We start from the raw sequence: 12,048 nt of genomic DNA on the forward strand, positions 1-12,048 counted from the left end.
CAACCGCCTGCTCCGTGCGGGCGTGGTCACCTACCGGTACGACGCCAACGGCAACGTGGTCGAGCGGGCGGGTGGAGAGGGAACGGTCCGCTACACCTACGACTCGAGGAATCAGCTGACCCGGGTCGACTTCCCCGACGGCACCTGGGTGCGCTATGCCTACGATGCCTGATCTGGAAACCACCTACCAAAACCGTACACTACCTCTCGGCCGGGGCAGTCGGGCACGAGGGCCGCAGGCTCCAGCGGCCCGCGCGCGACCCCTCCGTCGGAAGAAACGGCAGGAGCCCCGACTCGGGGCAAGAACCCTTCCTGGAACCCAAACCCCACTGGGTGCGAAGGAGGCTCCCCTTGGAGACGGCTTTTGTCATGGCCTCGATCAACGCGCTCATCAACGCCACCAGCGCCGTGGTGATCGTGCGGGCGCGGCGCTTCATCCGCAACAAGAACGTGCCCGCCCACCGGCGCCTGATGATCATCGCCACCGTCCTGCAGGGCGTCTTCCTGGCGCTCTACCTCATCAAGGCCTATCTCTTCGGGACCACGCTCTTCGAGGGCAGCGCGGCCGTGAGAGTGCTTTACCTGGCCCTCCTGGCGGTCCATGTCGGGGCCGCCACCGTCAGTGCCCCGCTCGTGGTCTACGCGCTGGTGCTCGGGCTCCAGCGCCGCTTCGGGCGCCACCGGGCGGTGGTCCGCTGGGCGTACCCTCTGTGGCTCTTCGTCTCGGTGAGCGGCCCGCTCACGTACCTGATGCTCTACGGGCTGGGGAGGCCCGGCTACGGGCTACAGGCGATGCTCGTGCCTTGAGGAAGTCGCCGGGGCGGAGCGATCCGGGGGCGGGCGACACCCGTCCACCATGACGCTGCCACTGGTCACTCCGTGGATACGTCCGGGTCCGTCTGGCCCGCCAGGGGGACCGCCTTCAGGAAGCGGGGCAGAGGGTCCTCCATCAGGGTGAGGATGCGGGCGGCCTCCTCCTCCTGGCCGCTCAGCACCAGCTCCTCGTGGTAGGAGCCCAGGAGATCCCGCAGGTTGGCCAGGTCCGCGGCGCCTGCAGGGACCAGGCGCACCTTTGCACCCTTGGCCAGCCGTTCCCGGAAGGCCTCCTCGACCAGCCCCAGCTCGGGCTGCAGGTGGAGGTAGACCACGCCGCCGGTCATGCCGCTGCAGATCCACGGGCCCGGATCTCCCAGCACCAGGGCGCGGCCGTTGGTCATGTACTCGAAGGCGAAGCCCTTCAGGTTCGCCCGGGCCGCAATGCCGGCGCCCCGGGCCGCGGGGCCGTGGGGTCGGCCGGCGGCCACCACGTCGGCGCCGCTCAGGCGGATGCAGAAGCGGGAGTCGGCATCGCCCTGCACGATGAGCAGGCCCTGTTGGGCACCGTAGGCGAAGCTCTTGCCCACCGAGCCGCCCACCCACTGGCCCTGGTCGTTCCGGACCTTCAGCACCACCACGCGCCCGCCCGAGGCGCTCTTGGCCGTGCCGTCCTGGGCGCCGCCGTGGATGCGAAGGGTGAGGCCGTCCCGGTTAAAGGAAGCAAAGCCGTTCCCCGCCACGGAGCCGTGGTTGAAGAGGAGAGAGACCTGCCGCGCGTGGCCGTTGCTTCCGAAGATGTGCTCGCGGGCCAGGCTCCCGGCCAGGTGGCTCCCCAGCACCCGGTCGCTGCAGGTGACGCTGGCCGTCTCCAGCTCCACGTGCGCCTGACCTGCGGCGAAGCCGGAGCGTACCGCCTCGGTGAGCTGCAGGCTCCGCCCGTTGGCCAGGGTGCGCACGTTCCGCCGCACGGCGCCCGCGGCCACGGCCGGCTCCCGCTCCCGCACGGAGAAGGGCAGGGGGCCGGGCACGGGGAGGACGGGCTCCACCAGCTCGGTCAGGTCCACGAGCTCGCGGCCCCGGGCCTGTACCAGGAGGTCACTGCGGCCCACCAGCTCCTGGAGGGTGCCGGCGCCCAGGGCGGCCGTGAGGCGAGCCAGCTCCTGGGCCATGCCGGTGAAGAAGGTCACCAGGTGCGCCACGGCCGGCTCCAGCTGGCGGGGGACGAACCGCTTCAAGCCTCGCAGGTGGGCCTCCGCCTCGTCCTCCACCTGGGTGGCGATGCCCACGTGGCAGCTGTCGAGCTGGCAGCCCCGGCAGATGGTGCAGCCGATGGCCACCATGGACAAGGTGCCGAAGCCGACGCGGTTCGCGCCCATGAGGATCAGCTTCAGCACGTCCTGGGCGCTCTTGAGGCCGCCGTCGGCCCAGAGCTCCACCCGGTCGCGGATGCCCGCCTCCACCAACGCCCGGTGGGCGAGCCGCACGCCGACCTCCACCGGCAGCCCCACGTGGCGCAGGGCGTGCCGCCGGGCGGCGCCGGTGCCCCCGTCGAAGCCGCTCAGGACCACCATGTCGGCCCCGGCCTTGGCGATGCCGACCGCGATGGTGCCGATGCCGGGCACCACGGGCACCTTCACCCCCACGTGCACCCGGGGGTTGGTCGTCTTCAGCTCCTCGATGAACTGGGCCAGGTCCTCGATGGAGTAGAGGTCGTGGTTGTTGGAGGGCGAGATCAAGTCCACCCCGGGCCGGGCCCGCCGGGCCGCCGCCACCTTGGCGGAGACCTTGGTCCCCGGCAGGTGGCCCCCCTCGCCGGGCTTGGCACCCTGGCCGATCTTGATCTCCAGGTAGCGGGCGCCGTTCACCATCTCCACGTTGACGCCGAAGCGCCCCGAGGCCAGCTGGATGCCCCGGTTCTCGGGGTAGCGGCCGATCAGGTCCGGAATCTCGCCGCCCTCGCCGTTGAAGGCCAGGATGTTGAGCCGGTAGGCGGCTTCGGCGTACGCCCGGTAGGCCACCTCGTTCTGGGAGCCGAAGGACATGGAGCTGATGACGAAGGGGAGCGCGTGCCGTCCCACGGCCAGAACCGCCGGATGGGGCAGGCCCTCAGGTGTGGGCTCCGGGGTGCGCACGTCCAGCAGGTGGCGGAGGCTCACGGGCTGCTCGAGCTCCAGCTCCCGCACCCGCGCCTCGTAGGCCTGGTAGGGCTCGGCGCCCGCGGCCGCCTGGGCGGCCAGCTTCCACAGCTTGGGGTAGATGTGGTAGGTGCGGCCGGGGCGGGTCTTCTGCGAAGCCCGGTACTCCTCCCAGCGAGCCAAGGCGTCACGGGCCACGCCCTCGAGACCGCGGCCCGAAGCCTCGCCGCCCGCGAAGGCCGGCACGTCGAAGATCCCGGCCAGCTCCCGGTCCAACCCGATGGCCGACACCAGCCGGTGGTACCCCCGCAGCTCGTGGATGCCGATGGTGGAGATGACCTTCTCCATGCCCTTCTGCAGCGCGCCCAGCAGGTTCGCCGGGCCCTCGGGCGCGGTCGCCGCCGCGGCCCAGAGGAGATAGGGCACCACCGCGTCGGCCCCCAGGGTGAGGGCGAGCATCACGTCGTGCAGGTTGCGCAGCGCCCCCGAGGCGAGCACCAGGCCCACTTGCCGGCGGAGGCTCGCCTCGCCCCGGCGGGCCTGGCGGAGGGCCCGGTCCACCCAGGCCAGTACCAGGTGGGGGTCCAGCGGCGCGGCCTCGCCGGGGACCCGGGTCCGGTCGTCCAGGATCAGGAGGGCGGCGCCGCCCCGCGCCTCCCGCACGGCCTGCCGGGCCAGGGCGTCCAGGCAGCGGCGCACCCCCTGGCCGGGCCCCAGGCCGAAGGGGAGCCGCACCGTGCGGCCGCCTGCGGAGCGGACGGCCCGCTCGAGCCCGGCCTCGGTCAGGGTCCCCCACTGGACGGCCGCCCGGTGCCAGCGGTCCGGGTCGGGGCCGGCGCCTTCGGGGAGGACGAGGGGGATCCGCAGCTCCACCAGCGGCCCACGGCCGCGCCCGTCGGGGAGGGGCCGGGCGCCCAGGAGGGTGCGGGTGGAGAAGTGCTCGATCTCGCGCTCCCGGTCGATGGCGGGGTTGGTCACCACCGCGACGCTCTCCTTGAAGAAGTCCGCCAGGTTGACGGGTTCCCGGGAGAGCGCGGCCAGCGGCCCGTCGTACCCCAGGGAGCCGATGGGCTCGTTCCCCGTCTGAACCATGGCCTCCAGCACGTCCAGGTCGTCGTCGCTGAAGCCGAAGAGGGCCTGCAGGCGTTCCAGCTCCCCTGGCGGCGGAAGCGGGGGCATCGCGTGGGCCGCGGGTGAGCCGGCCCCGACCGCTTCGGCACCCGGTGGCGGAAAGGCGGCCCGCAGGTAGCGGCGTCCGCCCTCCAGGGGCAGGCCCCGTTCCCGCGCCCGGGCGAGGCAGTGCTGCTCCACGGCCGGCTGGTCCAGGAGGCAGACCTCCCCGCCATCCAGGCGGATCACCAGCTTCTCGCCGGGAGCCAGGGGCCGCGGCTCGACCGTCAGCTCCCGGGTGGGGACCACACCCTGCTCGGAGCTGAGGAGGATGCGACCCGGCGTCTCCAGGAGCCAGAGCGGCCGGAGCCCTAGGGCGTCCACGGAGGCTCCCAGCCAGGCGCCCTCCCGGGCCAGGATGGCCGCGGGGCCCTGCGCCAGGGGGCCGAAGGCGTGGCGGTAGAAGACGAAGAGGTCCTGCAGCTCGCCGGGCATCCGGTGCATCTCGTTGAGGATGGGCGGGAAGAGCATCTCGAGCGCCTCGGCCAGATCGAGGTCGAACCGGTGCAGGAGCGCGCCCAGGACCCGGTTCAGGTCCTGGCTGTCGCTCGCACCCTCCACCAGGGGCACGCCCAGCAGCCGGGCTTCCTCCTGGAGCCGGTGCACGGTGTTGATCTCGCCGTTGTGGGCCACCCGCGAGAAGGGCTGAACCCGGTGGAAGTTGGCCGCCGTGTTGGTCGAGTACCGGTTGTGCCCGATGGCGGTCCGGGTGCGGAAGAGGGGGTCCTGCAGGTCCCCGAAGTAGCTGCCGAGGCTGCTCGCGCTCCCCATCACCTTGTAGACGGCGGTGTGCCGGCTGAGGGAGAGGAGGTGGATGGGGAGCTGCCCCTCCAGCTCCACGCCCAGCTCGAAGAGGCGGCGGTCCGGCTCCCGGCCCGGCAGGCGGCCTGCGATCTGCCAGAAGAGCGGCTCGTCGCGACGGGCGCGGGGGCCGAGGGCGCCGGAGTCGGTGAGGCCCGCCTCGGACCACAGGATCTGCGCCCCGGCGGCCGCGAGCACCTCCGTGACCCGGCGGGACCAATCCTGACCCGCTTGGGGTAAAAAGAAGTGGCCAACGAAGAAGCCGGTCCCTCGCAGGGTGGTCGGGGCGACCCCGAGCCGCTGGGCCCAGAGCTCCACCGGCAGGTCGGTGAGCACGCCGCTCCCGTCCCCTTCGCCGTCGATGGACCCGGCCCGGTGGGAGAGGTGGACCAGGATGCGCAGGGTCTCCTGCAGGTTCTCGTGGGTGGGCGTGCCCCGCTCCACCAGGGCGACCAGCCCACAGGCGTCGTACTCGTCGGGAAGCCTCACCGCGCCGGCCCCCTTCCCTGGTGCATAAAGATTCGTGCCGCGAGGTGTGATGTTGGATTGGCGGTTATTCTACCACAGGAGGACCGGTAGCGGAAGGTGTTGGGGAACGGGTTTCATGAGTATACAATTGCGATCTCCGCACGACGCCGGGGCGGCGGGGCGGGCCGGGGGTCGGACCTGCCCTTGACACCGCGCCCGCCGGTGCTATACTGGGTCGGGAAAGAAAGTCAACTATTTCAGTCGGGATTGCCGCGCCGCCACCCAGGAGCGGCCGGGGCGGACGGAAAGGTGGACGGGACTTGGCTGTCACACTCCAGGTGGAGGACCTGCACGTAGCAGTCGAAGGCACCGAGATCCTGAAGGGGGTCTCCCTCGAGGTGCGGGGCGGCGAGCTGCATGCTCTCATGGGGCCCAACGGCTCGGGGAAGACCACGCTGGCCTTCGCCCTCATGGGCCACCCGCACTACGAGGTCACCGGGGGACGTGTCCTCTTCAACGGTGAGGACGTGCTTGCCATGAGCCCGGACGAGCGGGCCCGGGCGGGCCTCTTCCTGTCGTTCCAGTATCCCAGCGAGGTCTCCGGCGTCACCGTGGCCAACTTCATCAAGACTGCCATGAACGCCGTACGCGGGCCCGGCCGCGAGATCTCCCTCCTGGACTTCCAGAAGAAGATGCTCTCCAAGCTGGAGCTTCTGGAGATGGACGAGAGCTACGCCGGCCGCTACCTGAACGAGGGGTTCTCCGGCGGCGAGAAGAAGCGGAACGAGATCCTGCAGCTCGCCATGCTGGAGCCCAAGCTGGCCATCCTGGACGAGACCGACTCAGGGCTCGATATCGACGCGCTGCAGGTCGTCGCCCGGGGTGTCAACTCCCTCAAGGGGCCCGAGTTCGGTGCCCTGGTGATCACCCACTACCAGCGCATCCTCCGCTACCTGAAGCCCGACCGGGTGCACGTGATGATGAGCGGCCGCATCGTCCGTTCCGGTGGGGCCGAGCTCGCCGACGAGCTCGAGGCGAAGGGCTACGACTGGCTGCGGCAGGAGGTCGGGGCGTAGCCATGGCCGAGGTCAGCACCCATCCGCCCGTCACCCGCGAGCAGGTGGCCGCCCTCTCCGAGATGAGGGGCGAGCCGGCATGGATGCGCGATCGGCGCCTGAAGGCCCTGGACGCCTTCTCGGGCCGCGGCTGGCCCAGGGGCCGCTGGACCCACCTGAAGGAGCTGCCGCTGGAGGGCTTTCACGTCAACGGCAGGGCCCAGGGCGACGGGGCGGTGGCTCCTGGTGGCGAACGGGAGTCCCTGGAGGCGTCCCAGCTGGAGGCGGTGGCGCCCTTCCTGGGGGCGGACGCAGAGCTCTCGGGCCTCTTGGTGCACCTGGGCGGCAAGATCGCCCGGCGCCGCCTGAAGGATGAGCTGGCCCGCCAGGGGGTGCTCCTCCTGGAGATGGACCAGGCGCTGCGCGAGGCGGAGGAGCTGGTGCGGGACCACTTCATGACCCGGGCGGTCACGCCCCAGCAGGGCAAGTTCGAGGCCCTGCACGGCGCGCTCTGGGCCGGCGGCCGCTTCATCTACGTCCCCGCCGGCGTGGAGGTGGCGCTGCCCATCCAGGTCTTCCAGCACGCCATCGACGGCGAGGCGTACCTCTTCCCGCACACCCTGGTGGTGGCGGCCCCCAACAGCCGGGTGCTGGTGGTGGAGGGCAGCGCCTCGTCCGACGCCGCGGAGCGGCTCCACCTGGGCGCGGTGGAGCTCATCGCGCAGGAAGGCGCCGGCATCACCTTCGCCACCTTCCAGGACTGGGGACGGCGCACGACGAACATCACCCTGAGGCGTGCCTGGCTGGAACGGGACGCCCAGGTCCACTGGACGGTGGGGGAGTTCGGGGGCCGCACCACCCTCTCCCGGTTCGAGACCCGGCTTGAGGGCGACGGCAGCCAGGCCCGGCACGTGCTGGTCTTCTTCGGCGGCGGGGACCAGTACATGGACGTCTATACCTTCGTGGACCACTGGGGGCGCCAGACCGACGCCGACATGCAGGGCCGGGGCGTCCTCACCGATCGCGCCCGGAGCATCTACCAGGGGAAGAGCTACATCCACCGGGGCGCGAAAGGGAGCAACTCGCAGCAGCACGAAGACAACCTCCTGCTGAGCCCCCAGGCCCGGGCCGACGCGGAGCCCAGCGTGGAGGTGGACGAGGACGACGTGCGGGCCGGGCACGGCGCCACGTCGGGACAGGTGGACCCCGAGCAGGTCTTCTACCTGCGAAGCCGAGGGCTCACCGAGAAGCAGGCCCTGGCGCTGATCGTGAGCGGGTTCTTCGAGACGTTGCTGCGGGAGATCCCGGTGGAGGCGGCACGGGCGAGCCTCAGCCGGCTGATCGCGCAGAAGTTGCAGTAAGAGCGGTCGGGTGCCGCGCCCGGAGGGCCCGGCACGGGGCGCGCCCGCCGGGTGCGTCCTGGGGGCGCGTCCGGCGGTCGCGGCGGTTACCGGGTACGGCGGGGGTACTTCCATGGCGCGAAGAGGGCGGTGGCCTATGGACGTGGAGGCAGTTCGGCGACAGTTTCCCATCCTGAGCCAGGAGGTGAACGGCCACCCCCTGGTCTACCTGGACTCGGCGGCCACCTCCCAGAAACCGCTGGCCGTGATCGAGGCCGTCGATCGCTACTACCGGGAGTACAACGCCAACGTCCACCGGGGTATCCACACCCTCTCGGAGCGGGCCACCGAGGCCATGGAGGAGGCCCGGGCGAAGGTGGCCCGGTTCATCCACGCGCCGGCCCCGGAGCAGTTGGTCTTCGTCAACAACGCCACCGAGGCCATCAACCTGGTGGCGTACAGCTACGGCTCCCGCCTGGCCGAGGGCGACGAGATCCTCCTCACCCCCATGGAGCACCACAGCAACCTGGTGCCCTGGCAGCTCGCGGCCCGCCGCACCGGAGCCCGGCTGCGCTTCATCCCGCTCCTGCCGGACGGGACCCTGGACCTCTCCCAGATGGACCGCCTCCTGGGTCCCCGCACCCGTCTGGTGGCCGTCACCCACGTCTCCAACGTGCTCGGCACCATCAACCCCGTGGGCGACATCGCGGCCGCAGCCCACCGGCAGGGTGTTCCCGTGCTGGTGGACGGGGCCCAGAGCGTGCCCCACATGCCCGTGGACGTGCAGGCCCTGGACTGTGACTTCCTGGCCTTTTCGGGGCACAAGATGCTGGGACCCATGGGCATCGGCGTCCTCTACGGCAAGCGGGAGCTCCTGGAGCGGATGGATCCCTTCCTGGCCGGAGGCGAGATGATCTCCGAGGCGGAGCTGGAGTGCTCCACCTGGCAGGAGCTGCCCTACAAGTTCGAGGGCGGCACGCCCCACGTGGTGGGTGCGATCGGGCTGGGGGCGGCTGTGGACTTCCTGGAGGGCCTGGGCATGGACGAGGTCTTCCGGCACGAGCAGGATCTGGTGCGCCATGCCCTGAAGGTCCTCAGAGAGGTGGATGGGGTGCAGATCTACGGCCCAGAGCCCCCCAGGGGCGGCGTGATCGCCTTCAATCTGGGCGAGCTGCATCCCCACGACCTCTCCACCGTGTTGGACCAGGAGGGGATCGCCATTCGGGTGGGCCACCACTGTGCCCAGCCCCTCACCCGGTGGCTGGACGTACCCGCCACCGCGCGGGCGAGCTTCTACGTGTACACCACCCGGGACGAGATCGACGTCCTCGCCCGGGCGCTGGAGCACGCAAAGGAGTTCTTCGGCCATGTCGTCGAACGGTAACCCGCTGGAGGCCCTCTACCGGGAGGTCATCCTGCAGCACTCCCAGCATCCCCGCAACAGGGGGATGCTCGCGGACGCCGGCGCCGCCGTCCGCCTGAACAACCCCTCGTGCGGCGACCGGATCGAGCTCTTCCTCAAGGTGAGCCCGGACCAGCGGGTGGAAGAGGTCCGCTTCGAGGGGCGGGGGTGTTCCATCAGCCAGGCGTCGGCCTCGATGATGACCGAGCGGGTGCGGGGGCTCTCCTTGGACGAGGCGCTCGGGCTGGCCGAGCGCTTCCGCCAGATGGTCCGGGGGGACGCCGAGGCCGCGCAGGACGAGCGGCTGGGCGACTTGGTGGCGCTCCAGGGCGTGAGCCGGTTCCCGGTCCGGGTGAAGTGTGCCGTGCTGGCCTGGGAGGCCCTGGAGCGGAGCATCGACCAGGTCCGGCACGGAGGCGACCCGAGCTGATCGGCGCGCGGCCCCGAGCCGGCGGTGCCCCCAGGGCGGCCCGCCGGGACGCGAAGGGACGGTGACCGGATGGAGCAGGCGATCCGAATCTTCCTGGTGGACGACCACACCCTGGTTCGGGAGGGTCTCACCTCGCTCCTCCGCACCCAGCCGGACTTCGACGTGGTGGGCGAGGCGGCCGACGGGGCCGAGGCGCTGGAGCGCCTGGAGGAGGCCCGGCCCGACCTGGTGCTCATGGACATCCGCATGCCCGCCATGGACGGCATCGAGGCCACCCGGCGCATCAAGGCCCGCTGGCCGACCGTGCGGGTGGTGATGCTCACCTACTCCGAGGAGGAGGAGAACCTCTTCGAGGCGGTGAAGGCCGGCGCCGAAGGCTACCTCCTCAAGGACCTGGAGACCGCCACCTTCTTCAGCTTCTTGCGCCGGGTCTTCCGCGGCGAGGTGCCCATCTCGGGGGTCATGGCCGCCAAGATCCTGCACGAGCTGGCGGGTCGCCGCGCGGGGCGTCCCGCGCACGGGGCTTTGCCCCCGGCTCCCGCCGAGACGCTGACGGCCCGCGAGCGGGAGGTGCTGGAGCTGGTGAGCCAGGGCGCCACCAACCAGCAGATCGCCGATGAGCTCCACATCTCCGAGAACACCGTCCGGAATCACCTGCGCAACGTGTTGAGCAAGCTCCACATGAACAACCGTACCCAGGCGGCCGCCTACGCCCTCCGCCAGGGCTGGATCGGGCCAGGCGCCGGCGAGCGCCGGTGAGCGGCTCTGGGACGTTTGTCCCCCTTCGGTAGGAGGATCCACCCTCGCGGCGCACCAACCCGGTCTGCGATAATGGGGTAGGAGAGGGTAGGTGGCGCACATGGAGCATACGATCCGGTTGTGTCTGGTCGACGATCACGAGCTCGTCCGCAGGGGGATCGCCAGCTTGGTCTCCACCCAGGCCGACATGGAGGTGGTGGGGGAGGCCGCCTCGGGCGAAGAAGCGCTGCGGGTATGCGCCGAGTGCCACCCCGACGTGGTGCTCATGGACCTGCAGATGCCAGGCATCGGGGGCATCGAGGCCACCCGGCGCCTCAGGGCGCAGATGCCCGACGCACGGGTGCTGATGCTGACCTACTCGGAGAAGGAGTCGGACCTCCTGGCCGCCCTGGAGGCCGGCGCCCAGGGGTACCTGCTGAAGGACCTGAACGCGGAGCTGTTCTTCAGCTTCATCCGCAGGGCCTTCAAGGGGGAGATCCCCATCTCGGGCAGCCTCACCGCCCAGCTCATGCGGGGCTTCCGCCCCGGCTCGGGCTCGTCGGCCCCCGCGGCAGCCCCTTCCGCCTCGTCCGGCGGGCACCGCAGGCTCACGGACCGGGAGCTGGAGGTGGTCCGGCTGGTGAGCCGCGGCGCCACCAACGAGGACATCGGCCTCGAGCTGCACATCTCCTCCAACACGGTGAAGAACCACCTGCGCAACATCCTGGCCAAGCTGGGGCTCAGGAACCGGGCGCAGGCGGTGACCTACGCCATTCAGCACGGCCTGCTCCCCGACGAGGACGAGGTGCACCTCCGCCGGTGAGCACAGGCGGGCCGCAGCTTCGGGGACGGCCCCGGAGCGAGAGGCAGGCGACCATCCACTCGTGAGCGAGGAGACCCTCCGGGCGGACCGGGTGAGCAAGCAGATCGGCCACCGCCGGATCCTGCACGAGGTGAACCTGGTCGTGGGCCGGGGCGAGCGCGTGGCGCTCCTGGGCCCGAACGGGGCGGGCAAGTCCACCCTGCTGCGGATCTGCGCGACGCTCCTGAAGCCCACCTCGGGCCAGGTGTTCATCGGCGGGGAGCCGGCGGCCGAGAAGCCCGCCCTGCGGGCCCGCCTGGGGGTGCTGGTGGAGCACACCCTCTTCTACATGAGCCTCTCGGGCCGCGAGAACCTCCTGCTCTACGCGCGGCTCTACGGCGTGCCGGATGCCCGCCGGTGGGTGGACGGGCTCCTGGATCGCATGGGGCTCGCCCTTTTCGCCGGCGAGCCGGTGCGCACCTACTCCCGCGGCATGCGCCAGCGGCTGGCCATCGCCCGCACCCTGGTCCACTCGCCCGACCTGCTCCTGCTGGACGAGCCGTACACGGCCCTGGACCAGGAGGGGAGCGCCCGGCTGAACGAGGTGCTCACGGGGTTGGGGCCCGAAGGACGCTCGCTCCTCCTGGTCACCCACGAGCTGGAGCCCGGGGGGGCGCCCCTGCCGGTGGACCGGGCGGTGCTGCTGGAGGGCGGCCGCCTGGTGGACGAGGTGACCGCAGGGAGTCTGGACGGCGATCCGGCCCAGGTGGGGCGATGGTACCGGGAGCGGGTCCGCCCCGGCCTCGGGCGGGGGTGAGCGCCGGGCTGGGAGAGGTCGGTGGGATCTCCTACGATCTGGCCACGGACCGGGCATTCCGGAAGTGGAGGTGG

At 71.3% G+C, this 12,048-nt stretch carries 10 protein-coding genes; 9 read left to right on the forward strand and 1 reads right to left on the reverse strand.

From position 1 onward, the window contains the following. Positions 1–22: 22 nt before the first annotated feature. Positions 23–172 (forward strand): RHS repeat domain-containing protein, encoded by a 150-nt coding sequence (locus LIP_RS18880; protein WP_158509578.1) that lies wholly within the window; start codon positions 23–25, stop codon positions 170–172. A 179-nt stretch (positions 173–351) separates the two neighbouring features. Next, on the forward strand, positions 352–807 hold the full coding sequence (locus tag LIP_RS06465) for a DUF420 domain-containing protein (RefSeq protein ID WP_068135838.1): 456 nt from the start codon (positions 352–354) through the stop codon (positions 805–807). A gap of 65 nt (positions 808–872) precedes the next feature. On the opposite strand, the gene LIP_RS06470 is transcribed toward LIP_RS06465, so the two are convergent. Continuing rightward, a complete protein-coding gene (locus LIP_RS06470) occupies positions 873–5,411 on the reverse strand; it encodes a glutamate synthase-related protein (RefSeq protein WP_068135841.1) in 4,539 nt (1,512 codons plus the stop codon). A gap of 299 nt (positions 5,412–5,710) precedes the next feature. On the opposite strand from LIP_RS06470, the gene sufC reads away from it, so the two are divergent. From sufC to LIP_RS06505, 7 genes are all read left to right on the forward strand, one after another. Further along, complete coding sequence (sufC, locus tag LIP_RS06475; RefSeq protein ID WP_068135845.1) at positions 5,711–6,466, forward strand: Fe-S cluster assembly ATPase SufC; 756 nt, start codon at positions 5,711–5,713, stop codon at positions 6,464–6,466. A 2-nt stretch (positions 6,467–6,468) separates the two neighbouring features. Beyond that, positions 6,469–7,806: a Fe-S cluster assembly protein SufD gene (gene sufD, locus LIP_RS06480; RefSeq protein ID WP_068135848.1), complete on the forward strand. Its 1,338-nt coding sequence runs from the start codon at positions 6,469–6,471 to the stop codon at positions 7,804–7,806. A 136-nt stretch (positions 7,807–7,942) separates the two neighbouring features. Beyond that, on the forward strand, positions 7,943–9,169 hold the full coding sequence (locus LIP_RS06485) for a cysteine desulfurase (protein ID WP_068135850.1): 1,227 nt from the start codon (positions 7,943–7,945) through the stop codon (positions 9,167–9,169). Next, positions 9,153–9,617, forward strand: coding sequence for a Fe-S cluster assembly sulfur transfer protein SufU (sufU, locus tag LIP_RS06490; protein ID WP_068135853.1), 465 nt, complete (start codon positions 9,153–9,155; stop codon positions 9,615–9,617). The genes LIP_RS06485 and sufU overlap by 17 nt, the downstream gene beginning before the upstream one ends. Positions 9,618–9,686: 69 nt before the next feature. After that, positions 9,687–10,376 carry a response regulator gene (locus LIP_RS06495; protein WP_068135854.1) on the forward strand — a complete coding sequence of 230 codons (690 nt, stop codon included), beginning with the start codon at positions 9,687–9,689 and terminating at the stop codon, positions 10,374–10,376. Between the two features lie 100 nt (positions 10,377–10,476). Continuing rightward, entirely contained in the window at positions 10,477–11,178 is a 702-nt protein-coding gene (locus LIP_RS06500; protein ID WP_068135857.1) for a response regulator, read from the forward strand. A 61-nt stretch (positions 11,179–11,239) separates the two neighbouring features. Continuing rightward, positions 11,240–11,974: an ABC transporter ATP-binding protein gene (locus LIP_RS06505; RefSeq protein ID WP_068135860.1), complete on the forward strand. Its 735-nt coding sequence runs from the start codon at positions 11,240–11,242 to the stop codon at positions 11,972–11,974. The last annotated feature ends 74 nt before the right edge of the window (positions 11,975–12,048 follow it).

The sequence above is a fragment of the Limnochorda pilosa genome (genome assembly GCF_001544015.1).
GTDB classification, from domain to species: Bacteria; Bacillota; Limnochordia; order Limnochordales; family Limnochordaceae; genus Limnochorda; species Limnochorda pilosa.